Source organism: Caballeronia sp. KNU42 (assembly GCF_053760385.1).
This window is the reverse complement of record NZ_CM132390.1, coordinates 1,710,731-1,736,292: the sequence shown is the minus strand read 5'-3', so window position 1 is coordinate 1,736,292 and position 25,562 is coordinate 1,710,731. Positions and strand designations below refer to the sequence as shown.

At 61.0% G+C, this 25,562-nt stretch carries 19 protein-coding genes; 14 read left to right on the top strand and 5 right to left on the bottom strand.

The genetic code is table 11. The features are described from left to right. Positions 1–126 precede the first annotated feature (126 nt). Complete coding sequence (locus ACSOSP_RS39045) at positions 127–1,317, bottom strand: efflux RND transporter periplasmic adaptor subunit (protein ID WP_455314349.1); 1,191 nt, start codon at positions 1,315–1,317, stop codon at positions 127–129. Between the two features lie 12 nt (positions 1,318–1,329). After that, positions 1,330–2,184 carry an alpha/beta hydrolase fold domain-containing protein gene (locus ACSOSP_RS39040; protein ID WP_455314348.1) on the bottom strand — a complete coding sequence of 285 codons (855 nt, stop codon included), beginning with the start codon at positions 2,182–2,184 and terminating at the stop codon, positions 1,330–1,332. Between the two features lie 197 nt (positions 2,185–2,381). Between ACSOSP_RS39040 and ACSOSP_RS39035 the strand changes: the two genes are divergently transcribed. The 3 genes from ACSOSP_RS39035 (at position 2,382) to ACSOSP_RS39025 (ending at position 5,102) form a co-directional block, all read left to right on the top strand. Further along, entirely contained in the window at positions 2,382–3,392 is a 1,011-nt protein-coding gene (locus ACSOSP_RS39035; RefSeq protein ID WP_455314347.1) for a LysR family transcriptional regulator, read from the top strand. Between the two features lie 1,203 nt (positions 3,393–4,595). Next, positions 4,596–4,949, top strand: coding sequence for a DUF4148 domain-containing protein (locus ACSOSP_RS39030; RefSeq protein ID WP_455314346.1), 354 nt, complete (start codon positions 4,596–4,598; stop codon positions 4,947–4,949). A gap of 15 nt (positions 4,950–4,964) precedes the next feature. Beyond that, positions 4,965–5,102 (top strand): hypothetical protein, encoded by a 138-nt coding sequence (locus tag ACSOSP_RS39025; RefSeq protein WP_455314345.1) that lies wholly within the window; start codon positions 4,965–4,967, stop codon positions 5,100–5,102. Between the two features lie 101 nt (positions 5,103–5,203). Here ACSOSP_RS39025 and ACSOSP_RS39020 read toward each other — a convergent pair whose 3' ends face one another. Further along, positions 5,204–7,759, bottom strand: a complete 2,556-nt coding sequence (locus ACSOSP_RS39020; protein ID WP_455314344.1) for an adenosylcobalamin-dependent ribonucleoside-diphosphate reductase — start codon at positions 7,757–7,759, stop codon at positions 5,204–5,206. Positions 7,760–7,996: 237 nt separating this feature from the next. Here ACSOSP_RS39020 and ACSOSP_RS39015 point away from each other — a divergent pair, with 237 nt between their 5' ends. The 10 genes from ACSOSP_RS39015 to ACSOSP_RS38970 are packed head-to-tail and all read left to right on the top strand — an operon-like array spanning position 7,997 to position 21,372. Next, on the top strand, positions 7,997–9,289 hold the full coding sequence (locus ACSOSP_RS39015) for an MFS transporter (RefSeq protein WP_455314343.1): 1,293 nt from the start codon (positions 7,997–7,999) through the stop codon (positions 9,287–9,289). Between the two features lie 16 nt (positions 9,290–9,305). Continuing rightward, positions 9,306–10,691 carry a NarK family nitrate/nitrite MFS transporter gene (locus ACSOSP_RS39010; protein ID WP_455314342.1) on the top strand — a complete coding sequence of 462 codons (1,386 nt, stop codon included), beginning with the start codon at positions 9,306–9,308 and terminating at the stop codon, positions 10,689–10,691. A 28-nt stretch (positions 10,692–10,719) separates the two neighbouring features. Next, positions 10,720–14,460 carry a nitrate reductase subunit alpha gene (locus ACSOSP_RS39005; RefSeq protein WP_455314341.1) on the top strand — a complete coding sequence of 1,247 codons (3,741 nt, stop codon included), beginning with the start codon at positions 10,720–10,722 and terminating at the stop codon, positions 14,458–14,460. Then, positions 14,457–16,010: a nitrate reductase subunit beta gene (gene narH, locus ACSOSP_RS39000; protein ID WP_455314340.1), complete on the top strand. Its 1,554-nt coding sequence runs from the start codon at positions 14,457–14,459 to the stop codon at positions 16,008–16,010. Before ACSOSP_RS39005 ends, narH begins: the two co-directional genes overlap by 4 nt. A 5-nt stretch (positions 16,011–16,015) precedes the next feature. After that, the gene (narJ, locus tag ACSOSP_RS38995) at positions 16,016–16,693 is read left to right on the top strand and encodes a nitrate reductase molybdenum cofactor assembly chaperone (RefSeq protein WP_455315378.1); all 678 of its coding nucleotides are present in this window, start codon (positions 16,016–16,018) and stop codon (positions 16,691–16,693) included. A gap of 18 nt (positions 16,694–16,711) precedes the next feature. Further along, a complete protein-coding gene (gene narI / locus ACSOSP_RS38990) occupies positions 16,712–17,389 on the top strand; it encodes a respiratory nitrate reductase subunit gamma (protein ID WP_455314339.1) in 678 nt (225 codons plus the stop codon). Between the two features lie 21 nt (positions 17,390–17,410). Next, a complete protein-coding gene (locus ACSOSP_RS38985) occupies positions 17,411–18,157 on the top strand; it encodes a peptidylprolyl isomerase (protein WP_455314337.1) in 747 nt (248 codons plus the stop codon). Next, positions 18,154–18,708, top strand: a complete 555-nt coding sequence (mobB, locus tag ACSOSP_RS38980) for a molybdopterin-guanine dinucleotide biosynthesis protein B (RefSeq protein ID WP_455314336.1) — start codon at positions 18,154–18,156, stop codon at positions 18,706–18,708. Before ACSOSP_RS38985 ends, mobB begins: the two co-directional genes overlap by 4 nt. 37 nt (positions 18,709–18,745) lie before the next feature. Next, the gene (locus ACSOSP_RS38975) at positions 18,746–20,713 is read left to right on the top strand and encodes a type IV pili methyl-accepting chemotaxis transducer N-terminal domain-containing protein (RefSeq protein WP_455314335.1); all 1,968 of its coding nucleotides are present in this window, start codon (positions 18,746–18,748) and stop codon (positions 20,711–20,713) included. Continuing rightward, the gene (locus ACSOSP_RS38970) at positions 20,710–21,372 is read left to right on the top strand and encodes a response regulator (RefSeq protein WP_455314334.1); all 663 of its coding nucleotides are present in this window, start codon (positions 20,710–20,712) and stop codon (positions 21,370–21,372) included. Before ACSOSP_RS38975 ends, ACSOSP_RS38970 begins: the two co-directional genes overlap by 4 nt. A gap of 27 nt (positions 21,373–21,399) precedes the next feature. Here the strand turns inward: ACSOSP_RS38970 and glgA are convergent, their stop codons facing one another. Together glgA and glgC are read right to left on the bottom strand one after the other, a co-directional pair. Then, positions 21,400–22,875, bottom strand: a complete 1,476-nt coding sequence (gene glgA, locus ACSOSP_RS38965) for a glycogen synthase GlgA (RefSeq protein ID WP_455314333.1) — start codon at positions 22,873–22,875, stop codon at positions 21,400–21,402. A gap of 33 nt (positions 22,876–22,908) precedes the next feature. Then, positions 22,909–24,192, bottom strand: coding sequence for a glucose-1-phosphate adenylyltransferase (glgC, locus tag ACSOSP_RS38960; protein ID WP_455314332.1), 1,284 nt, complete (start codon positions 24,190–24,192; stop codon positions 22,909–22,911). A gap of 452 nt (positions 24,193–24,644) precedes the next feature. Here glgC and pdxY point away from each other — a divergent pair, with 452 nt between their 5' ends. Further along, the gene (gene pdxY / locus ACSOSP_RS38955) at positions 24,645–25,508 is read left to right on the top strand and encodes a pyridoxal kinase PdxY (RefSeq protein WP_455314331.1); all 864 of its coding nucleotides are present in this window, start codon (positions 24,645–24,647) and stop codon (positions 25,506–25,508) included. The last annotated feature ends 54 nt before the right edge of the window (positions 25,509–25,562 follow it).

Genomic DNA, 25,562 nt, shown 5'->3' with positions numbered 1-25,562 from the left:
CTGCATGAGAGGCTGCGCGCGCGTGAGCACCGACCGGTTCGTCCCGTCAGGAACGAACCCGTCACATGCCACGCACACGAGGAGCCGCTGTTAAGCGCTTATAAAACCCGTCTTTTAAAGCGCGTCTTATGAAGCGTCTTTAGCTGGCGACGCACTCGCCATGGCTACGGAATTGGCCTTCACCACGTCGTTCGGGCGCACGCGCTGCAGGCCGTTCACCACGATCCGCTCACCTGGCTGCAAGCCCTTCGAGATCACGCGCAGCCCGTCGCTCAGCGTGCCGAGCGTGACTTCGCGGTACTGCACGCGGTTGTCCGCGTCGACCACCATCACGAACTTCTTGTCCTGGTCGGTCCCGATGGCGGCATCGTCGATCATCACCGCCGGATGCGGCGTGCCGCCGCCTACCTTGATGCGTGCATAGAGGCCCGGCACCAGCGAACCATCGGCGTTATCGAAACGTGCCCGCACGCGAATCGTGCCCGAGCCCGTATCGAGCTGGTTGTCGACGGACGCAACCTTGCCTTCGCGCGAGAAACCGTCTTCATTCGCGAGACCGAGTGAAACCGGCACGCTCGCACGCGAGTCGCGGCTGAGATAACGCAGGTAGGTTTGTTCATCGACATCGAACGACGCGTAGATCGGCGACACCGATACCAGCGTGGTCAGGAGCGGCGCGCTGGAACCCGTCGACACGATGTTGCCGACAGTCATTTCCGCACGCGACACGCGGCCCGACACCGGCGCCACGATCTGCGTGTACGTCAGGTTGATCTTCGCCGTCTCGAGCGCCGCTTGCGCGGCCTTGAGGTTCGCAGCCGCTTCATGCGAAGCGTTCTGCTTCTCGTCGTAGTCGCGCTTGGCGATGGCGTTGTCCGCCAGCAGACGCTCCGCACGGGCGGCATCGGTCGATGTATAACCGTTGCGCGCCTGCGCTGCTGCCAGTTGCGCCGCGGCTTGATCAACTTGCGCCACATACGGGCGCGGGTCGATGGTAAAGAGCGGATCGCCCTTCTTCACCAGCGCGCCATCGACGAAATGCACGGCGACGATCGTCCCCGGCACGAGCGGACGGATCTCGACTTTATCGACCGCTTCCAGGCGGCCCGAATAGTTCTGGTAGTCGGTGATGGTCTTCGAGACCACGGTTGCGACATCCACTTCCATGGCGGGCGCCGACGGCTTGATGGCCGCTTCCGCGCCGTTCACCGGCAGGTCGCCGTGGCCGAAACCATGCATGGCAGTGAATGTTCCGATGCCTGCGACGACCAGCGCGGCGCCTAGCGCGACGGTAAGACGTTTGCGAGTGATGGACATGCGTTGCTCCGATTAAGTCGTTGAGATTGTTTGAATTTTTTGAGTGTCGCGAAGCGGCGCAGGCGTGCGTGCACGAAGCCGTTTCTTGAAGAACGCGACCACGTCGGCAATAGCGGCCGGGTCCGCAGCAAGCGCGTTATGCGATGCATTGACGTGGCGCGTGACCTCCGTCGGCACGCCCGCTGCGATCAGTTCGCCCGCATATTTCTCTGCCTCGATATGCAGCAAGTCATGCTGGGCGCTTGCGATCAGCGCAGGCGGCAAGCCCGCAAGACGGCGCGATTCCAGCGGCGCCGCATACGGATGAAGCCGTTGTGAAGCGTTCGGCAGATACGCGCGATAACACTGCGCGCACTCCGCCATGCAGATGTCCGGCGAGCGCACCTTGTTCTCGTCGGCCATGCGCGTCATGCTTGGGTCGAGCAACGGCGCGAGCAGCGCTTGCGCGAGAATCGCGATGTCGCCGCGATCCCGCGCAATGGCCGCGACACACGTGGCCAGGTTGCCGCCTGCATCGTGCCCCGCGACCCCGATGCGGTTGGCATCGGCCCGTTGCGCACGAGCGTTCGCTACAGCCCATTGCGCCGCCCGATAACCATCCTCGGGCGCCGCAGGAAACGGGAAAGCCGGCGCCAGCGAGTAGCCCACCGAGATGACCCACGCCGCGGTATCCCGGGCAATGGTGCTGGCCGTCACGTCGGCATCGTCCAGCGTGCCGCGCACGAAGCCGCCGCCATGAAAATAAAGCACGACCGGCAGGACGCTGCCGTCCGAGGCGGGGCGATAACTGCGCAAGGTTATGGGTTGCGCATGTCCCGCGATTCGAACATCCTCTATGCAGAGGCCCAGATCCAGCGTTGATGCCATGGTTATTTTCAGCGCGTCCGCGCCATCCCACCCGAGTTGCGATGGAACGAATTCTGGGGGCAACGACATTTGAAATAAATGCCTATAATCCGGCAACACAATTCGGTCGCACTGAACAATCGCGATCGAAACTGCCCATTCCTGTCTGAGCGGCATCCTTATTACGGAAGCTGCAAAGCATTGACGGTGAGAGAAAAATGGACCGGCTACAAGCTATGCAGGTGTTTACAAGGGTTGTCGACACCAATAGTTTTTCACGCGCAGCAGACACCATGGACATGCCGCGCGCCTCGGTGACGACGATCATTCAGAACCTCGAAGCGTTTCTCAACGTGCGTCTCCTGCAACGCACGACGCGACGCCTCAACTTGACGCCCGACGGCGCGGCGTACTACGAGCGCTGCGTGCGGATTCTCGCGGACATCGAGGAAACCGAGAGCTCGTTCGCCAATACCGGCAAGGGTCCGCGCGGTAAATTGCGGATCGATATGCCGGGGTCGATCGGACGCATGATCGTCATGCCCCAGCTTTGCGAATTCCACACGCGTTATCCGGAAATCGAGTTGATGATCGGTTTCGGCGACAAACCGGTCGACCTGATCCAGGAAGGGGTGGATTGTGTCATTCGCGTGGGAACGCTGCAGGATTCGAGTCTTGTCGCACGGCGGATCGGCGTGTTTCAGGGCCTGACCGCTGCAAGTCCGGATTACCTCGAGCTTCATGGCGTGCCGCATACCATCGAGGATTTGCAGCAGCACACGGCCGTGAATTATTTCTCCAGCCGCACTGGCCGCGTGATGGACATGGATTTTGTCGTTGATGGGAAATCTGTCGATGTGAAGATGCGCGGGAAGATTGCCGTGAATGACGCCGAGGCTTATATCGCGTGTGGTGTTAAAGGGGTGGGGATCGTCCAGATACCGCGCTTCATGGCCCTTCCGCACTTGCGCTCCGGCGAACTGATCGAGGTGCTGCCGCAGTGGAAACCGTTGCCCATGCCCATTTCCGTGGTGTATCCGCATAACCGGCATTTGTCGCCGAAGGTGCGGGTGTTCGTCGATTGGGCCGCTGAGTTATTCGAACGGTGTCCTCTGCTTTCCGGTCAGGAAGACGCCGAGCAGCGCTGTCTGCCGACGGCTACGCCTGCGAAATCCATCGTCAAACATGGGACGCCGGATGTTGCCGGGACGGCTGAGGTGGTCGTTTAGGGGTTTGGTCGCTCGCGCTGGTGGATAGGTTTTAGGTTAGCGGTCGGGGTTGGCGGTGGGTTGCTAGGTTCCTGCGTTTGCGGTCGGGGTCTATGCCGGGTTGCTGCTTTCGGGGTTTGTGGTCTGCTTGCGTTGGCTCATTTCTTTACCACTATTAGCCACTGCGCGTGGCGGCGCGTCATTTCTTTGTCCAAAGCGACAAAGAAACGAAGCAAAGAAAGCGCTTTCAAAACGCGGGCTCATAAGTTGACCTAGCGTGCACTTTGTGCGTTTTTGGCACCCCAAAAGCACGGTGCTCGCAAGAGCGACGGATGTGTGAACCCCTCCTTCTCCGAACACCGATACCCACACGCTTCGCCACCAGTGACTGAACCTGCCCAAGGGGCACCCCGCGCTATCCGCGAACAACCATCTACGAATTTGTACAAATACCGAACCACGTCGCCAACCCACCTCGAAATAAAGCGCTCGGATAGACGAGGCACTACCGACAAAAATAATCGCACCGATCACGCCGATCAAGCGGCTAACTCATGAAAACCTGAAGCGGTAAATACGCGTGGGGCCGGGCGGGTTTCTTGGCAAGCGTGCTTGCCCGAGAGCGTACGGGGCGAAGCGTGTGCGTGTAAGAATTCGCGAGAAGGAGGGGTTCAAACATCCGTCGCTCTTGCGAGCACCTTGCTTTTGGGGTGCCAAAAACGTGGAAATTGCACGCTAGGTCAACTTACGAGCCCTCGTTTTGAAAGCGCTTTCTTTGCTTCGTTTCTTTGTCGCTTTGGACAAAGAAATGACGCGCCGCCACGCGCAGTGGCTAATAGTGCTAAAGAAATTAGCCAACCTAAGCAGTCCACTAGCGCTGAAAGCAACAACCCGGAATTGACCCCCGACCACTAACCTCCCCCTCCACAACCCGCGAGCAAAAACCACATCCATTCGACCCTCTCCCGGGTAAGGGCTTAAGCCCCTATCAACAATACTGGTTTACTCTCAAAACCCCTTCCCATAACGATTCCCGCGATTATTCGCCCAGCGCGATTAATCTTTTCGCTTAACGATCATTTATCCGCGGCGCTCGTGTGACTACATTTCGTCCTGTCGCAGCGCGGCTCGGCTTAATCGTCCCGACGCCCGCTGCCCCGCTATCAGTCCGATAGCATCGACTCCGTTCGATGCTCATCGAATGAAACGACAGGAGCAGCACGCATGAAAACCGCTATCGCAACACTCTCGCTTTCCGCTATCTCCGCCATAGTCTCCACAACCGCATTCGCTGACGGCGGGATTGGGCATGCAGGCACTTATCAAACCGTCGTAACCAGCCAAAGCACGATGACGCGGGAACAAGTGCGCGCCGAACTGGCTGCATCGTATGCAAACGGCACGTTGCCCGCGCTCAACCGCAACACGTACCCTGAGCGCAGCATGGCGGGAATCGCAATCGCCGAGCAGCACGAACAACGTGCACGCGACGCGGCCGCGGCTGAACAACGTAATCGTTCGATCGTGGAGTTCGCGAACGGATCAGTGACGCAAAGCGGCAACGCTCACGTTCAATAAATCGAGGAGTCCATCATGAATGAATCAGTAGCCCTTGAAGAATTCTCCGCGCTCGACGACTGGCTTCCGGAAGCAGCGCAATGGCAACCGTACCGGCCGCAAGTCACACGCGAGCGTCAGGCAACGGAACGGACCGATTCTGCGGCAGGTTGAACGAGTGAGCGCTTTAGCAGCGCGGAGCCGTCAAGGATGTGAAAGTGCGGTAATCGTAGTGGGCGCCTGATCGCTGGTGAAAGCGATCAGGCGCTTTTGCTTTAGCCGCAGGCCCCGACTTCGCCGCACGCTGTGCAGAAGTCGCAACCGTCCTTGCGGATCATCGCGTTGGCGCCGCACGTCGGGCATTTGCGGCCCGGAATGGGCAGCAGCGCGTGCGGGTTGGCAGCATCCGCGTTGTCCTCTACGACCGGCGTGATGTCATCATCGCTCGAATCCGATGACGCCAATGCGAGCCCCCCCTGCGCAGTTTCATGCCGACGCTGCGCAAGCTGTCGCGAAGGTACCTGACCACCCTCGATATCGAGGAAACCCCGCCGGAACAGTATCTGCTGGATCGCATAAGCAAGCGCCGCGACTTCCGAATCGTGCCAACGGGGCGCCCTATGGCCACCGGGACGCTCGACGTCGCCAAGACGCACCTGACCACGATCCCACGATACCTTGCGCATATCCTGCAGATTGCGCGCGACAAAACCACCCCGCGCCGCCAGCGACAACGACCGCATGGTCGCCGTGATCCACTGCTGCGATTCGTCGCGCTGCCCGGTTGGTATGAAGAACTCGATGGGACGCTCGATAGTGACATCTTCGCCGCCCAGCCGCCCCGTAATCTCCATGAACGACACCGCTACATAAAGCGACTTCTTACCGGCTTGCGTGAGGTACTCCACCTTCTCGATGATCGCCGGCAACTCGCCGCGCGGACGATGATCGATCGCAATGCGTAACGGGTCGAGTTGAACCTCGGCGTCCGCCGCGTCCGAGGGATCGGATGCAATGACGGCGGGTGTCTCCGGCGTCACCGATAACACCGCGCCCAGCGTGTCGTTGGGACGATAGGTGGCCAGCCCCTTCAGGCCGCGGCGCCAGGCGTCGAAGTAAAGATCCTTGAACGCATCGAACGGATAGTCGGCCGGTACATTGACCGTCTTCGAGATGGATGTATCGACGAAAGGCTGCACCGCCGCCATCATTTCCAGGTGATCGTTTGCGGACATATCGAGTGCGCTCACGAAATACGCCGGCAACGCCTTCACATCACCGCCCAGCTCGCGATACAGGCGATACGCGTGGTCCTCCACCGCGAACGATTGCCGGCTGCCGTCAGCCATGCGCTTGGTCCGCTGATAGGTCCACGAGAACGCCGGCTCAATGCCGTTGGACGCATTGTCAGCGAACGCGAGGCTCACGGTGCCGGTCGGCGCAATGGAAAGCAGATGGCTATTGCGAATGCCGTCGCGTTCGATCTCCGCCTTGATGTCATCGGGCAGACGCGACGCGAAAGTGCCTGTTTCAAGGTACTTTTGTGCATCGAAGAGCGGGAACGCTCCACGCTCGCGAGCGAGTTCCACCGATGCGCGGTACGCCTCGTCGCGCATGGTCCGCGCTACGCGAGTCGCAAAATCACGGCCCTCCTGCGAGTTGTAGCGCACCCCGAGCATGACAAGCGTGTCGCCGAGGCCGGTGAAACCCACGCCTATGCGCCGCTTCGCCTGCGCTTCCCGATCCTGCTCGGGGAGCGGCCAGAGCGTTACGTCGAGCACATCGTCGAGAAAACGAACCTGAGTGCGGGTGCTTTTCGCCAACCCATCCCAGTCGAATACCGGCGTTCCTCCATGACGCTGCGCGAACGGTTCACGCACGAAACGCGTCAGGTTCAATGGCCCAAGGTTGCAGCATCCGTAGGCCGGCAGCGGCTGCTCGCCGCAGGGATTGGTTGCGCGAATGGTCTCCACCGCACGCAGGTTGTTGTCGTCATTCATGCGAGATACGAACACCACGCCGGGCTCCGCGACGTCATAGGTCGAGCGCATGATGGTGTCCCACACCTCACGCGCCTTCACTTCGCGATAGACCCACAGACCATCGTCACGCTGCCGCGCATCAGCCGATGCCTTGAACGAAGGCGACGGTTCGGCACGATGCACGAGTTGCCATGCTGTATCGTCGGCAACGGCCTGCATGAACTCGTCCGTCACCGCGACCGATACGTTGAAGTTATTCCAGCGGCCCTTCACATGCTTGGCCGCGATAAATTCAAGCAGGTCAGGATGTGAGCAATCCAGGATCCCCATCTGCGCGCCGCGCCGTGAACCGGCGCTTTCAACGGTCCTGCATGACGCGTCGAACACATCCATGTAACTGCACGGCCCCGACGCCGACGATCCCGTTGAATGCACGCGTGCACCCTTCGGACGGATTGCGGAAAAGTTGTAACCCACCCCGCCACCGCGCCGCATGGTTTCGGCTGCCTGCAGCAAGGCAACGTAGATACCCGGCAAACCGTTCTCGTCCACGCCCTGAATGGCGTCGCCCACGGGTTGCACAAAACAGTTGATCAGGGTTGCCTGGATCCCCGTGCCGGCCGCGCTCATGATGCGGCCCGCCCCCAACGCGCCACGCTGGAAATTCTCGAAGAATTCGGCCTCCACCTGCTTGCGCCGCGCCTCAGGTTCGGCGAGTGCCACGCCGCGCGCGACCCGACGGTAAATATCTTCAACGCGCGTTTCGTCACCCTTCGCATATTTCTCCAACATCACGTCGATCGAAAACTGTTGCGGTAGAACAGTGATCTTCAAGTCGTCTTCAGCCATATCTGTCCTCTTATCCTTTTGTTCGTGCAGCAGGCGGATTGCTGCGTTGCATCGCAGTGGCGGGAATGCTTCCCGCCGCGCGAGTCATCCCCAAGTTTTACACCTTTCGGAGTAGTCCCGCCGGAGGAGCGACTTGGGGTCGCGCCCTCCCAACGGCTAATGGGCGGCAACTGGCGCAGTCCCTAATCTTGCAGTCGATTCCCCACCGAACGCAAACTCAATCGACAGGCAAGCACCATGACTGCCGCACGCAAATCTCAAGCCACCCAGGCCGTCCACGATTCCTCGACCGCCGACCCGCGCGCCTGGCGCGTGCTCTGGTCAAGCACCTTCGCTTTCACCATCTGCTTCGCGATCTGGATGATGTTCGCGATTCTCGGTATTCCGCTGAAGACTCAGCTAGGTCTCTCCGACACCGAATTCGGCCTGATCGCCGCTACCCCGGTTCTGTCGGGCTCGCTTGCCCGTGTACCGCTCGGCATCTGCACCGACCGTTTTGGCGGCCGTATCGTCTTTTTCCTGACGATGCTCGCCACCGTCATACCAATCTGGATGCTCACCTACGCCACGCAGTTCTGGCAATTCATTGCGCTGGGGCTGCTGGTGGGCCTCGCCGGCGCCAGCTTTTCGGTAGGCACGCCGTATGTGGCGCGCTGGTTCCCCAAGGGCCGCCAGGGCCTCGCGATGGGCATCTTCGGCGCCGGCAACTCGGGCGCTGCGTTGACGAAATTCGTTGCACCCGTGTTGATCGTGACAGCCGGCACCTGGACGATCGTGCCGCAGGTCTATGCCATCGCCATGCTCGTGACCGCCCTGCTCTTCTGGGCGACGTCGGCCACGAATCCCGCTCATCGCATTGCCAATCCGCCGAGCTTCGCCAGCCAGTTGAGCGTGATGACAGACCGTCGCGCATGGCGCTATTCGCAGTATTACTCGGTCGTGTTCGGTGGTTATGTGGGGTTGGCGTTGTGGCTGCCGCATTACTACGTCAATCATTACGGATTCCATATTGAACAAGCCGCGTTGCTGGCCGCTTGCTTCTCGCTGCCGGGCGGTGTCCTTCGTGCTGTGGGCGGATGGCTGTCCGATCGCTACGGCGCGAGGAAAACGACGTGGGTCGTGATGTGGACCGTGCTTACGTGCTTCTTCTTTTTAAGCTATCCGGACACCAGTTTCATCGTGCGCTCAAGCTATGGTCCGCTGGGCTTCAACATCGCTCTCTCGCCCACCGTGTTCACCGTCCTGATGTTCACCGTAGGCATTGCAATGGCGATCGGCAAGGCGTCCGTCTTCAAGTTCGTCTCCGATGAATACACCGGCAACATTGGTGCGGTATCCGGCGTGGTGGGTCTCGCGGGGGGTCTGGCCGGCTTCGCGTTACCCATTCTTTTTGGGCTGCTCGCCGACCTGACGGGCGTGAGCAGCACCTGTTTCATGCTGCTTTTCGGCGCCACTGCTGTCAGCCTCATCTGGATGACCTTCTCTTTCCGCTCGCATGGCAATGCCGCCCCGGCGCGTGCATCCGTCTAACCCAACCCATAAAAACATGTCCGACTATCTCCTCAAAAAATGGGAACCGGAAGATCCGGCTTTCTGGAAAACACGCGGCTCGACCATTGCCAATCGCAACCTGTGGATCTCGATCCCGGCATTGATGCTCGCCTTCGCGGTGTGGTCGCTATGGAGCGTCGTGGTGGTGAACCTCGACAAGGGTGGTTTCCACTTTACGAAGAACCAGTTGTTCTGGCTGACTGCCTTGCCCGCGCTGTCAGGCGCCACGCTGCGGATCTTCTATTCGTTTCTCGTGCCGATCTTCGGCGGCCGGCGCTTCACCGCGTTCTCAACCGCCACGCTGCTGATTCCTGCCATCGGCATGGGCTTTGCATTGCGTGATCCATCAACAGGCTATGGCACGCTGCTCGTGCTCGCCTTGCTGTGCGGTTTCGGCGGCGCGAACTTCAGTTCATCGATGGCAAATATCAGCTTCTTCTTCCCCAAAGCGCAGAAGGGACTTGCCACGGGATTGAACGCAGGCATCGGTAACCTAGGTGTGTCGCTGGTCCAGTTCGTGACGCCGCTCGTGATCGCCACGGCCGCGTTCGCTTCGTTCGCGGGCGAAGGTCAGACGTTCGTCGCCAACGGCGTCGAACGCGGCATCTGGCTGCAGAATGCGGGCTTCATCTGGGTGCCGTTTATCGTGGCGGCATCTGTAGCGGCCTGGTTCGGCATGAACGACATCGCCGACGCGAAGGCCTCGTTCGCCGAGCAAGCCGTGATCTTCAAGCGCAAGCACAACTGGCTCATGTGCTGGCTTTATATCGGCACGTTTGGTTCGTTCATCGGCTTCTCGGCGGGCTTTGCGCTGCTGACCAAATCGCAATTTCCATCGATCAACCCCACCACCTACGCTTTTCTTGGCCCGCTTGCAGGCGCATTGGCGCGTCCGGTCGGCGGCTGGATCTCTGACCATCTCGGCGGCGCGCGGGTGACGCTGTGGACCTTCATCGGCATGATCGCGGCCGTGTTCGGCGTGATCTCGTTCATGCCGGGTATAGGGTCCGCGGGTAACTTCGGCGGCTTCCTCGCGATGTTCATCGTGCTCTTCATGCTGACCGGAATTGGCAACGGTTCGACCTTCCGCATGATCCCGGTGATCTTCATGACCGAGCATCAGCGCCGCGCGAAGGGGCTCGATGCCGCGGCCCAACGCCAGGCTCTCCACGACGCCGGCAAGGAATCCGCAGCCGTACTCGGGTTCTCCGCTGCCATTGGTGCGTATGGCGGCTTCTTCATCCCAAAGACCTTCGGCACCGCGCTCGACATGACCGGCTCCGCCATTCCCGCGCTATACGTCTTTATCGCCTTCTACGTGACGTGCGTCGCCATCACGTGGTTCTGCTACGCACGCCGCAACGCGAGCATGCCTTGCTGACGCACTCCTTCCGCCACAGGACACAACAATGAGTCATTTTCTGGATCGCCTGAAGTTCGTCAAGCTCACGCAGTCGACGTTTTCGAACGGACACGGTGCGCTTGTCAATGAAGACCGCAAGTGGGAAGAGGGTTATCGAAACCGCTGGCAGCACGACAAGGTCGTACGCTCCACGCACGGCGTGAACTGCACGGGTTCGTGTTCGTGGAAGGTCTATGTGAAGAGCGGGCTAATTGTCTGGGAGACGCAGCAGACCGACTATCCGCGCACCCGTGCCGATCTGCCCAACCATGAACCGCGCGGCTGTCCGCGTGGCGCATCGTATAGCTGGTACGTGTATTCCGCACAGCGCGTGAAGTACCCGATGATCCGCGGCCGCCTGATGGAGATGTGGCGCGAAGCACGCCAAACGCTGGACCCAGTCGCGGCTTGGGCGTCGATCAGTCAGGACCCGGTGAAAGCTAAACGCTACAAGAGCGTTCGTGGTCTCGGTGGTTTTGTGCGCGCCGACTGGGGCACCGCCAACGAGATGATCGCGGCCGCGAACGCGTTCACCATCGGCAAGTTCGGACCCGATCGCGTGATTGGCTTCTCCCCCATCCCAGCGATGTCGATGGTGTCATACGCCGCGGGCTCCCGTTACCTGAGCCTGATCGGCGGTGTGTGCCTGTCGTTCTACGACTGGTACTGCGATCTGCCGCCCGCTTCGCCGCAAGTCTGGGGCGAGCAGACCGACGTGCCCGAATCGGCGGACTGGTACAACTCCACCTATTTGATGGTGTGGGGATCGAACATTCCTCAAACCCGCACGCCCGATGCGCATTTCTATACCGAGGTGCGTTACAAGGGCACGAAGACCGTGGCGGTATCGTCGGATTTCGGCGAGATGGTCAAGTTTGGCGACATCTGGCTCGCGCCGAAGCAAGGCACCGACGCTGCGCTGGCGATGGCGATGGGCCACGTCGTGCTCAAGGAATTCCACGCCGCGAACGCATCGAGCAAGTCCGGGTATTTCCGCGACTACATCAAGCAATACACCGACATGCCCATGCTCGTGCTGCTGCGCGAGAACGACGGCATGCTCGTTCCCGATCACTTCCTGCGCGCCTCGCATCTCGCCGATAACCTCGACGAAGCCAACAACGCGCAATGGAAGACGCTCGTGATCGACGCCGACAGCGGCGAGATTGTCGCGCCGAATGGCACCATCGGGTTTCGCTGGAATGAAGCCGCGCACAACGACGGCCAAAAGGTCGGCCGCTGGAATCTCGAACTCAAGGATGGCGGCAGCGGTCGAGCGATCGACCCACGCGTCTCCCTGATCGACAGCGGCGCGCACGATGAAGTCGTCGCCGTCGGTTTCCCCTACTTCGGCAGCGAACACAACGCGTTGCTTGAACGTCGCGTTCCCGCGCGACGTGTAACGCTCGCGGACGGCACCAGCGCGCTCGTTGCCACCGTATTCGATTTGCAGATGGCGAACTACGGCGTGGATCAGGGCCTCGGCGGCCCGAACGTTGCCAGCAGTTACGACGACGATGTTCCCTACACGCCGGCATGGCAGGAAAAGCACACCACGGTCCCGCGCAACCTGGTGATTCAGGTGGCGCGCGAGTTCGCGACCAACGCCCATCAGACGCAGGGCAAGAGCATGGTGATCGTGGGCGCTGCGCTCAATCACTGGTACCACAACGACATGATTTATCGCGGCATCATCAACTTGCTGATGATGTGCGGTTGCGTGGGTAAAAGCGGCGGCGGCTGGGCTCATTATGTCGGCCAGGAAAAACTGCGGCCGCAATTCGGCTGGGCGCCGCTTGCGTTCGCGCTCGACTGGTCGAAGCCGCCGCGCCAGATGAACGGCACGTCGTTCTTCTATAACCATACGAGCCAGTGGCGTCACGAAAAGCTCGCGCTGGACGAAGTGCTTGCACCGACCGCGAACAAGGCGAAGTACTCGAACCTCGCCATGCTCGACCTGAACGCAAAGTCCGAACGCATGGGCTGGTTGCCAAGCGCGCCGCAACTGGGTGCGAATCCGCTCGACCTCACGGACGAAGCGGCGCGTGCCGGTATGAAACCAATTGACTACGTTGTCGGCCGCCTGAAGTCGGGAGCGTTGCAGTTCTCCTGCGATGACCCCGATAACCCCGTCAACTTCCCCCGCAACATGTTCGTCTGGCGTTCGAACATCCTGGGCAGTTCGGGCAAGGGACATGAGTACTTCCTGAAGTATCTGCTCGGCACGCAAAACGCCCTCTTCTCGGATGAAAGCGACGCGCTCCTGCCTGCAGAAGTCACCGTGCGTCCCGCCGCCGAAGGCAAGCTCGACCTGCTGACCGTACTCGACTTCCGCATGAGCACGACCTGCCTCTACGGCGACATCGTTCTGCCCACCGCCACGTGGTACGAGAAGGACGACTTGAATACATCGGACATGCATCCGTTCATTCATCCTTTGTCCGAAGCCGTGCAACCGTTGTGGGAAAGCAAGAGCGATTGGGAGATCTATAAAGGCATCGCGAAAAAATTCGCGGAGATCGGCGGCATGCACCTTGGCACGCGCACTGATCTGGTCTGCACGCCGCTCATGCACGATACCCCCGGCGAGCTTGGCCAGCCATTCGAACCGAAGGACTGGCGGGCAGGCGAATGTGACCTGATCCCCGGCAAGACAGCACCGTCCATGACGGTCGTCGAGCGCAATTACAAGGACGTCTATCGCAAGTTCACGTCGGTGGGTCCCTTGCTCGATACGCAAGGCAACGGCGGCAAGGGCATCAACTGGAACAGCGCGCACGAAGTGGGCGAGCTCGCGAACATCACGCGTACGGTTACCGAAGCCGGCGTAAGTCATGGACGCCCGCGCCTTGACAGTGCTATCGACGCCGCCGAAATGATCCTCACGTTCGCGCCGGAGACCAATGGTCACGTCGCGGTGAAGGCATGGCAAGCGTTATCGAAGATCACGGGACGCGAGCACGCGCATCTCGCAGAAGGCCGTGAACACGACAAGATCCGTTTCCGCGATGTCCAGGCGCAACCCCGCAAGATCATCTCCGCGCCGACTTGGTCGGGGCTCGAGTCCGAAGAAGTCAGCTACAACGCCGGCTACACGAATGTACACGAACTGATCCCATGGCGCACGCTGACGGGCCGTCAGCAGTTCTATCAGGACCATCGCTGGATGCTCGACTTCGGCGAGGGCTCGTGCGTGTATCGCCCCGCTATCGATACAAAGACCGTCACCGCAATGCTCGGCGCGAAGCCGAACGGTGAGCACGAACTCGTGCTCAACTGGATCACGCCGCACCAGAAATGGGGCATCCACTCGACCTATTCGGACAACCTGCGCATGCTCACGCTTTCCCGTGGAGGACCCCATGTGTGGGTCTCGGAAGCAGAGGCCAGGGAGGCCGGTCTCGCCGATAACGACTGGGTGGAAGTGTTCAACATAAACGGCACGCTGACCGCCCGCGTGGTGGTCAGCCAGCGCGTGCCGCGCGGCATGTGCCTGATGTATCACGCGCAGGAAAAAATCGTCAACGTGCCGGGCGCTGAAACAAGCGGCATGCGCGGCGGGATTCACAACTCGGTCACACGCACGGTGCTCAAACCCACCCACATGATTGGCGGTTATGCGCAGCAGGCCTATGGCTTCAACTACTACGGCACCGTGGGCTCGAATCGCGATGAGTACGTGATCGTGCGCAAGATGAAAAAGATCGCGTGGCTCGAAGGCCCGCTCAATGAAGGAGCAGCATCATGAAGATCCGTGCACAAGTTGCAATGGTGTTGAACCTGGACAAATGCATCGGTTGCCATACCTGCTCCGTGACATGCAAGAACGTATGGACTTCCCGCGATGGCGTGGAATACGCGTGGTTCAACAACGTGGAGACCAAACCGGGCATCGGCTATCCGAAGGAATGGCAGAACCAGAAAAAGTGGCGCGGCGGCTGGACCCGCGACGCGAGTGGCAAGCTGCATCCGCGTCAGGGCGGGAAGTTGAGGGTTCTTGCGAACCTGTTCACGAATCCGAACCTGCCCGCGATTGACGACTACTACGAGCCGTTCACGTTCGACTACGAGCATCTGCAAAAGGCGCGCCTGTCCGAGACGCCGCCGACCGCGAGGCCTGTGTCCGTCATCACGGGCAAGAAGATGGAGAAGATTGAATGGGGCCCGAACTGGGAAGATGACCTTGGCGGAGAGTTCTCGTCGCGCAGTCGCGATGCGTTGTTCGAGAACGTGCAGAAGGAGATGTACTCGACATTCGAGAACACCTTCATGATGTATCTGCCACGCCTGTGCGAGCACTGCCTGAACCCGGCATGCGTGGCGTCGTGCCCGTCAGGCTCGGTGTACAAACGCGAGGACGACGGCATCGTGCTCGTCGACCAGGACAAGTGCCGCGGCTGGCGCATGTGCATCTCGGGTTGCCCGTACAAGAAGATTTATTTCAACTGGAAGAGCGGCAAGGCGGAGAAGTGCATCTTCTGTTATCCGCGGCTGGAAGCCGGTCAACCGACCGTGTGTGCGGAGACGTGCGTCGGGCGCATTCGCTATCTTGGCGTGCTGCTGTATGACGCCGACAAGATTGGTGAAGCTGCTTCGGTCGAACATGAAAAAGACCTGTACCAGTCGCAACTGGACGTGTTCCTCGATCCCCACGATCCCGCTGTGCAGGCCGAAGCACACGCGCAGGGTATATCGCAAAGCTGGCTCGATGCCGCGGTCAAGTCACCCGTGTACAAGATGGCGGTGGAATGGAAAGTGGCGTTCCCGCTGCATCCGGAGTACCGGACTTTGCCGATGGTGTGGTACATCCCCCCACTTTCTCCGATCCAGTCCGCAGCGGACGCGGGCCATATCGGCATGGACGGCATCATTCCTGACGTGAAGAGCCTGCGCATTCCGGTGAAGTACCTCGCGAACCTGCTGACCGCCGGCGATGAAGCGCCGGTCACATCCGCGCTCAAACGCATGCTCGCCATGCGCGCGTTCAAACGCGCCGAGGTCGTGCATGGCCGCGCGGAACCTGCGTTGCTCGACGGCCTGGACCTCACGCCCGCGCAAGTCGAAGACATGTATCTGACGATGGCCATCGCCAACTACGAGGACCGCTTCGTGGTGCCCTCATCGCATAAGGAACAAGCCGAAGACAGCTTCAACGACCGTGGCAGTTGCGGTTTTACATTCGGCAATGGCTGCTCGGGCGGGGTATCGGAGGGATCGTTGTTCGGCAAGAAACCGCAGGGCAGCGTGGTATTCGCCGACATGCCGAAGTCACGCAAAAAAACGGAGGCCGCATCGTGAGCGGAATTTCCAAACCTTTATCGATCTACACGCTGCTGGCGACTTTGCTCGACTATCCGGAACCCGAACTGCTCGACGCCATGCAGGAGATCAGCAAGGAGCTCAAAGCATTCCCTGAAGCGGTACAAGACGCGTTGCAACCGTTGCTCGCCCTGCTCAAGGAGCATCCGTTGATCGAGTTGCAGGAGAACTACGTCGCCACGTTCGACCGCAATCCGGCGCACTCGCTGCATCTGTTCGAACACGTTCACGGCGAGAGCCGCGATCGCGGGCAGGCGATGGTCGATCTGCTGGATGAATACCGCCGGCTGGGTCTCGAGATGGCGACCAATGAATTGCCCGACCATGTGCCGCTGTTTCTTGAAGTGCTGGGGAACATCGATCCAGAGCAAGCACGTGGGCTGCTCGATGAAGCCATCCACGTCCTGGCCGCGCTGGGCGATCGACTTGCACGCGACGAGAGTCCATACGCCGGCGTATTCACCGTGCTGCGGTCAATGACAGATGTCGTGCCGTTAGCCGCCGAGGTGGCACCGATCCGTGACATGGACGAAGCGCTGGAGCGTTTCGGTCCCGGCGCCGATGGCGTCGAACCTTTGCTCGCGCCATCGAGACCCCCACCGTCCACTCCGCTCGCCCAGCCGATGCACTTCCATCCGCGACCGCCTGCTACGGCCAACTGAGTTCCAGGGACACCATTCATGCTCAATCAATTCTTGTTCGGCATTTATCCGTACATCGCGGCGGCCTTTTTCCTGTTCGGCAGCCTCGCGCGCTTCGAGCGCGAACAATACACATGGAAAGCCGACAGTTCGCAGTTGCTTCATCGCGGCAATCTGCGGCTCGGCAGCATCCTGTTTCACGTCGGTATCCTCGGACTCTTCTTCGGGCATCTCGCGGGCCTGCTCACGCCGGTTGCGGTATGGGACTGGCTCGGGATCGAGCACGGCACGAAACAGGCCGTCGCGATGATCGCGGGCGGCGTGATGGGCGCAATGTGCCTCGCAGGTCTCGTCATCCTGATTCACCGGCGTATCAGCAACGCGCGGATTTCCGCCGTGACCCGCACCGGCGACAAGGTGCTGCTGTTGTGGATTCTCGTGACGCTGCTGCTCGGCTTGTCGACGATCCGGGAATCAGCCGATCACATGGACGGCCGCATGATGGTCCAGCTCATGACCTGGGCGCAGCACGTCGTCACCTTCCGCGGCGACGCGGCGCAGTACGTGGCAGCCGCACCGTTTGTATTCCGGATGCATCTGTTCATGGGCATGTCGCTATTCGTCATCTTTCCGTTCACCCGGCTCGTGCACGTCTGGAGCGGCTTCGCTTCGGTCACGTACCTGAGCCGCGCATGGCAACTCGTGCGGCCTCGCTAACTTGCTAAGGAAGACAACCTCATGGCAATCATTGTCAACGGCGTGGAACTCACCGACACCGACCTGGAGCGCGAAATGCCGGCTCATGCAAACACGCCCGATTCACAACGGGCGGCGCTGACCTCGGCCGTCCTGCGCCGCGTCCTGCTCGATGAAGCGGCTCAGTTGCACATCACTTCCTCTCACGGCGACGAGGCGATGATCGAAGCGTTGCTCGATCACCAGCTCGCTGAAGCCGCTGCACCCACGCATGAAGAGTGCGAGCGCCACTACCTGGCTGACTTGGAGCGCTGGCGAGTGAACGAGCGCGCGCGGGTGAGTCATATCCTGTTCCAGGTGACGGAAAAAGTGGATCTGCTGGCGCTGCGCCAGCGCGCTCAACAGACACTCGATGAACTGCTCCACGCCGACGACCTGGAACTGCGCTTCGTTCACTTGGCGCGTACCTTGTCGAATTGCCCATCGGGCGTCGATGGCGGCGCGCTCGGCGAGATAGGCCGCGGCGACACGGTAGCGGCGTTCGAACGCGCGGTGTTTGCCACGCCGGCTGGTACCCTCTGCCCTGTGCTTGTGGAAACGGAGTTCGGCTTCCATATCATCCGGGTTCATGAGAAATCGCCTGGCTCGGTGTTACCGTTCGAGCAGGTCGAACTGCGCATTCGTGTCGCCATGACGCAGGCGCTGCGCGATCTCGCCGAGCGCCGCTATGTGATGGAAGCGGTGGGACGCGCTAATATTCAGGGCTGGAAAGACGGGGTAGCGACATGACAGAAGCAGCGGCGAAGCTGCGTATCTTCGGGATTTGCGGGCGTTCGGGACAGGGCAAGACAACGTTGATCGAGGCGCTGCTGCCCTGGTTCCGCGCGCGCGGCCTGGTCGTGAACGTGGTGAAGCACAGTCATCATTCAATCGATCTCGAGCCGCCCGGCAAGGACAGCGTACGTTTTCGCGCGGCCGGCGCAGGCGAGGTGCTGATTGCCTCGCCGTACAGGTACGCCATCGTCCGCGAGCTGCATGACGCGCCTGAACCGCCGCTGGAGGACCTTCTCGCACGGCTCGCGCCAGCAGACTTGACGCTGGTCGAAGGCTTCACGCGTGAAGTGTTGCCGCGCCTTGAAGTCGTGCGTCCCGAGGCGGGCCGTGATCCGCTTTATCTCACCGATATGGCAATCCTCGCTATCGCCACCAACGACGCCCCGCGTCTTCATGACGCACCTGCAATCCCGCTTCTGCCACTGGCGGACGTCAGCCGTATTGGTGAGTTCATATGCAAAACAGTCGGACTCTCACCATTGGACGCCAGCACGCCGGATAATTAGCGCCCTTTGTATTCCGGTCGCGCACGCACGCAGTTCCATGTCCGATCTCCCGCAATATCCGGCATCACCCGCGGCGTCCCCCGCGCCGTCCGCCACGCCGTTCCGTTACCGGCTATCCACGCGCATTGTCACGTTGTCCGGCGTTGCGCTGGCGTTGGTCCTTTCCATGATCGCGGGCACGCTCTGGCTCTCGTGGCAACTCGAAGGTGCAGGGGCGGCGATCAACGACGCCGGCAGCCTGCGCATGCGGGCGGGCAACGTCGCCATTCAACTCAACGAAGCACGGGCCGGCCGCCACGCCGACGTGAATTCGCAAAGCGCCCTGCTCGATCTCACGCTGGCCAATCTGAAAAGCGGCGACCCCGCGCGGCCATTATTCCTTCCTGCCACGGCCGCGATTCACGCTCAACTCGATGCCGTATCGCAGGCTTGGCACGACTCGCTGAAGCAGGCAATCGCGTACGACTCGTCAAGCCCCATCGATACTCCCTCGCTGTATCTCGCCCGGCTGCCGGCGTTCGTTGCCGAAGCCGATGCGCTGGTCCGCATGATCGAACGCGAAAACGCGCGCAAGACAGCCTGGCTGCGACGCTGGCAGATTGCCCTCGCGGCACTCGCGTGCGTGGGCACGATCGCAATCGTGACCCTGCTCTACGCGTGGTTCGTCACGCCCGTACGGCGTCTGGAGCGCGGTCTGTCCCGGATCGAACAGCGCGAATTCAGCGCACGTTTGCCGGTTGAGTCTCGCGACGAGTTCGGTCATCTTGCGGGGGGTTTCAACCGGATGGCGAGCGAACTTCAGAGTTTGTATCGCGACCTCGCCCTGCGCGTGACAAATAAAACCGCGCAACTTGCCACACGCAACGGCGAGCTGGTCGCGCTCTACGAGATGACTGCATTCCTGCATGGCGCGCATGACGTCGAAGTCCTGTGCCGGGGTTTTCTTGCTCGCGTGATGCGTCAGTTCAACGCGGACGCGGGCACTGTCCGCGTACTCGCTCAGGACGGCGGCAACCTGCACGTCGTCGTCTCCGAAGGCTTGCCCGGGCCGCTTCTGAACGCCGAGCGCTGCATGCCTGCGCACGCGTGCGTGTGCGGCTCGGCGGCCACCAGCGGCCACGCGGTCGTGCGCGACCTACGCATGCAGCAAGCGGTTGACAGCGGTCCCACGACCCATTGCGGCAAGGCGGGTTTCGATGCGGTCGCGGCCTTCGGTATCGTCTCGCATGATGTAACGATGGGTTCGTTCTCGCTGCACTTTCGCGGCGAGCGTCCGGTGCTGCCATCTGAAACGCGCCTGCTCGACACGCTCGGGAAACATCTGGGCACGGCTTTACAGAACCATCGCTTAGCCACCGCAGCACGTCAGCTTGCGGTTGCACAGGAACGTCATCTGGTTGCGCAGGGACTGCACGACAGCATCGCGCAGAGCCTGAATTTCCTGAAGCTGCAACTGCATTTACTCGATGACGCCGCCAGCCGCGACGACATGAACGAAGTGCGCGAAATCGCGCCGTTGTTACGCGGGGGTCTGGAGGAAAGCTATGAGGACGTGCGTGAACTGCTTGTCAATTTCCGCACGAAGTTCGCGAACGGCAATCTTCGCGATGCCGTGGACGAGACGGTGACGCGCTTCGAACGGCAAACCAACACACTGGTCACACTCGACTACGACGAAGCGGGCGGACTGCCCTTGCCGCCCGATCAGCAGCTACAGGTGCTGTTCATTCTTCAGGAGGCGTTGTCGAACGTTCGCAAACATGCAACGGCCACGCAGGTCCGTATTGCACTCAAGAACGCCCGCGATTTTGAACTGACCATACAAGACAACGGCGACGGTTATGATCCCGCCCATATCGCCAGCCGCGGCGAGGCGCACGTCGGTTTTCACATCATGCGTGAACGCGCAGCGCGGCTCGGTGCGCAATTGAGCTTGAGCAGCGAACCTGGCAAGGGCGCACGCGTCCACCTTCTGCTGCCCGTCAGCGAACGGCAGGCAGCATGACCATCCGCATTCTTTTAATCGATGACCACACGCTGTTTCGCTCCGGCGTGCGCGCGTTATTGCAGCGTCAGCCCGACTTCGAAGTAGTCGACGACGCCGCCGATGGTATCGAAGGGTTCAAGCGCGCAAAGCAGCATCGCCCGGACGTGGTCCTGCTCGACCTGAACATGCCGGGGCTATCGGGTATCGAAACGTTGCAGTTGCTGCAGCAGGATTTGCCGCACACCGCGGTCATCATGCTGACCGTATCGGAAGATGTGGATGAACTGACCCACGCGTTGCGTGAAGGTGCGTGCGGTTATCTGTTGAAAAACATGGAAGCCGACGCACTCGCTACCATGATCCGGCGCGCGGCCGAAGGTGAATCCGTAATTGCGGAGAGCATGACCCAACGGTTGATCGCGCAAATGAGAGCACCGGTGCGCGCGAGGGACGCTGCACCGCCGCGGTCACTCGAACCGTCGCCTGAATTAACGCCAAGGGAACGCGACATCGTGCGGATTCTTGCGCGCGGTGCGAGCAACAAGGACATCGCGCGTGAACTCGACCTGGCCGAGAGCACCGTGAAAATCCACGTACGCAATGTGCTGCGCAAGCTCAATCTGTCGAGCCGCGTGCAAATCGCGATCCATGCCCTCGCACGCGACCTGGCCGACTGATAACCGGCCAACTCCGACCAACTCCGACTAACGCGCACGCGTCCCGATCAGCTCGCGATACACGTCGACGTATCGCAACGCGGACGCTTCCCACCCAAAGTCCTGTTCCATCGCGCGGCGCACGACGGCTTTCCATTCAGGCCGCCGCTGCTTCAATGCAAACGCGCGCCGGATCGCGGCAACAATTGACGGCCGGTCGAATTTCTCGAACATGAAGCCGGTAGACAGCTCGTCGGCGAGATTCTCCAGCGATGCATCCACCACGGTATCGGCAAGACCGCCCACGCAGTGAACGAGCGGCAGTGAACCGTATGCCAGCGCGTACAACTGCGTCAGGCCGCACGGCTCGAAGCGTGACGGGACCATGACGATATCGCTGCCCGCGATAATCGAATGGGAGAGTGTTTCGTCGAATCCAAGCTCCACGGCCACCGCGTGCGGATGCGCCAGCGCGGCTTTCTTGAGGCCATTTTCAAGCGCCGGGTCCCCGGTACCCAGCACGACGAGCTGGCCGCCGCGCTGGAGGATATCCGGAATGGCCGAGAGCAGGAGATCGATCCCCTTCTGCTCGGTCAGCCGGCTCACCACGCCGAACAGCAACGCATCCGGCTCGCGCGCCAGACCGACACGCTCCTGCAATGCAGCCTTGCACTTCGCTTTGCCGGTGAACTTCGCGAGCGAGTATTGGGTGTTGATGGCGGTATCCGTCGCCGGATTCCACACCGTCTTGTCGACGCCGTTGAGGATGCCGCTGATATCGTGCGTGCGGGTGCGCAGCAAACCGTCGAGCCCGGCGCCCTGCGCATGGGTTTGAATCTCGCGCGCGTAGGTCGGGCTCACGGTCGTGATGCGGTCCGAGTAGAAGAGCCCGGCTTTGAGAAACGACAGATGACCGTAGAACTCGACGCCATCGACGGAGAAAAAATCCGCCGGCAGTTGCAGCACGTTGAATTCGGCCGCGGGAAACACGCCCTGATACGCAAGGTTATGGACCGTCATGACCGACGGCACGCGGGCCACGCCCGTCTCACGCTCGCGCGCCCTCAAATACGCCGGTGCGAGGCCCGCATGCCAGTCATGCGCGTGCAGGACGTCGGGTTTCCAGGCGGGATCGGCGCCGGTTGCAACCCGCGCCGCCGCCCAGCCGAGCAGCGCGAAACGCCGGTCGCTGTCGGCATATTGCGTGTGCGAGCTGTCCAGATACGGGTTGCCGGGCCGGTCGTAGAACGCATCCGCGCGCACCACGTAGACCACGATTCCATGCGGCTCGAGCAGACCGCGCTCGAGCCGCACGTGATCGATGCCAAACGCCCGGCCAAGGTCGGCCACCGGCTCGATCTGCGTCAGGCCCGCGACCACCGAAGGAAACGCCGGCAGGATCACGCGGGCATTCGTGCCCAGTTGCGTCTGGGCCGGCGGCAATGCGCCCACGACATCGGCGAGGCCGCCGGTTTTCAAAAGCGGATACATCTCCGCTGCAACATGCAGCACGCATACGGTCATCGGTTCCCCATTGGCTTGTTCCGGTCGCCCGAATTATGACTGCTTCGCTTGTCCGAGACGTGTCAATGCATCCTGCGTCACGAGCACCACGCCATTTTCAGTCCGGAAAAACCGCTCGGCATCGTAATCGGGATCTTCGCCTATGACCAGTCCTTCGGGCAGCGTGCAACCCCGATCGATCACGACGCGCTTCAGGCGGCAACTCGGTCCGACGGTCACCTGCGGCAACAGCACGGCTTCGTTGATGTGACAGAACGAATGCACCCTCACCGCCGATGAAAACACCGAGCGCGCGACTTGCGAACCCGATATCACGCAGCCGCCGCACACGAGCAGGTTGTTGATCGCGCCCTGCTGCCCGTGCAGGTCGCGCACGAACTTGCCCGGCGGCAACTGCTCCTGGTTGGTCCAGATGGGCCATTTCTTGTCATAGAGATCGAGCGCGGGAATGGTGGACGCCAGGTCCAGGTTCGCTGACCAGTACGCATCCACGGTGCCGACATCGCGCCAGTAAGGCGGAACGTTCGGATCGGTTTCGGAGGTCACGCACGACATGCTGAACGGGTGCGCGATCGCCATGCCGCTCGATACCACGCGCGGCAGGATGTCCTTGCCGAAATCGTGATCCGTGTCGGACGTCAGGATGTTCTCTTCAAGCAGCTTGTACAGGTACTTGGCGCTAAACACATAGATGCCCATGCTCGCGAGCGCGACGTCGGGCTTGCCCGGCATCGCCGGAGGATCCTCCGGCTTTTCCAGGAAATCCGTGACGCGACGCTGCGCGTCCACATGCATCACGCCGAACGCGGTTGCTTCCATGCGCGGCACTTCAATACAGCCGACCGTACAATCCGCGCCGCTCTCGACGTGGTCGAGAATCATGCGCGTGTAGTCCTGCTTGTAGATATGGTCGCCCGCCAGCACGATGATGTATTCGGGTCCGATCGAGCGGATGATGTCGAGATTCTGGAAGACCGCGTCGGCCGTCCCCCTGTACCAGCTTGAATCAACGCGCTGCTGCGCCGGCCAGATATCGATGAACTCGTTGAACTCGCCGCGCAGGAAACCCCAGCCGCGCTGCAGGTGACGCAAGAGCGAATGCGCCTTGTATTGCGTGACGACCGCGATGCGCCGGATGCCTGAATTCAGGCAATTCGACAGCGCGAAGTCCACGATCCGGTATTTGCCGCCAAAATGCACTGCTGGTTTGACGCGTTTATTCGTGAGCGGTCCGAGTCGAGTACCCCGGCCGCCCGCTAGGACGATAGCCAGCGTGTTCTTCTGCAGATCCGTACGATTTCCTGTCAGCGTCTCCATACCGACCTCCTGTTTTGCGGCCTGTCTCTGGCCTGTTTGTGGCTTGTTTCAGCTGTTTACCGGGGCTTGCTGGCGAATGGCTTGTTGGGTGGGGGTGCTTTCTCCAGAGGATTTAAACGGCGCTTAATCGAGCGGTTGGGATGATTTTGCTGCAAAGGTGAATAGTTCGCACCTGCTTTTCGGAAATTGACGCGGGAGTCCGGCAAAAATCGCTTGGTAATCCGATGGATTGGCTTGGGGCGCAGTGGCTCGGACTCGCGAACGGTGCACAAAATCCTTAGGATTTAGCAATCCTCATGCCAAGTGGATCCCGCTCTGGTTGGCTTTCTATGAGCAGGTTCTTCCGATATGGGCAAAAACCACGGCACAATGATGTCCGGCATGCCGAACATGCATGCGGTTTTCGTGCGCGGCCCTTGGGGCCGCTGCCCTGCACCTCGCTAAAAACCATCATGCAAAACGTCCTCAGTATCCAGTCGCACGTGGTCTTCGGCCACGCAGGCAACAGCGCGGCGGTATTCCCCATGCGCCGCATGGGCATCAACGTCTGGCCGCTCAATACGGTGCAGTTCTCGAATCACACGCAATACGGCCGCTGGACCGGCGGGGTTGTCGACGCTGACGAACTGACGCGCGTGATCGAGGGAATTGGTGCTATCGGCGTGTTGTCGCGCTGCAATGCGATCCTGTCAGGCTATCTCGGTTCACCCGAGCAAGGCGCCGCGGTCGTGGAAATTGTCAGGATGGTGAAAGCCGTCAACCCGAAGGCGCGCTATTTCTGCGACCCCGTCATGGGAACCACCACTGGCTGCATCGTCGAACCGGGCATCCAGGAATTTCTGGTCACCACCATGCCGGAAGTCAGCGACGCCATGACGCCGAATCACGTTGAATTGCAGAAGCTGACGGGACGCACCATCGAGACGGTGGACGAAGCGGTCGCCGCGTGCCGCGAGGTGATCGCCCGCGGTCCGAAAGTCGTGCTCGTCAAACACCTGATCGACAGGAACAGCCGCGCCGATACCTTCAACATGCTCGCCGTGACCGCGACCGAAGCGTGGTTCGCGCAACGGCCGCTCTACCCGTTCGCGCGGCAACCGGTAGGCGTGGGCGACCTGACCAGCGCTGTATTTCTCGCGCGCACGCTCCTGGGCGACTCGGTGCGTGACGCGCTGGAACACACGCTTGCCGCGGTGAACGCCGTGGTCAGGACCACGTTCCAGGCCGGGCGCTACGAGCTTGAGATCGTCGCGTCGCAGGACGAAATCGTCTATCCCACGGAACGGTTTCCGGCGCTTGGGGTGGACTCCGAGTAGGACTGCTTTCCCGGACTGCTGCCTCAGGCTGCTAACCCGTTCGCGAGCGGGACC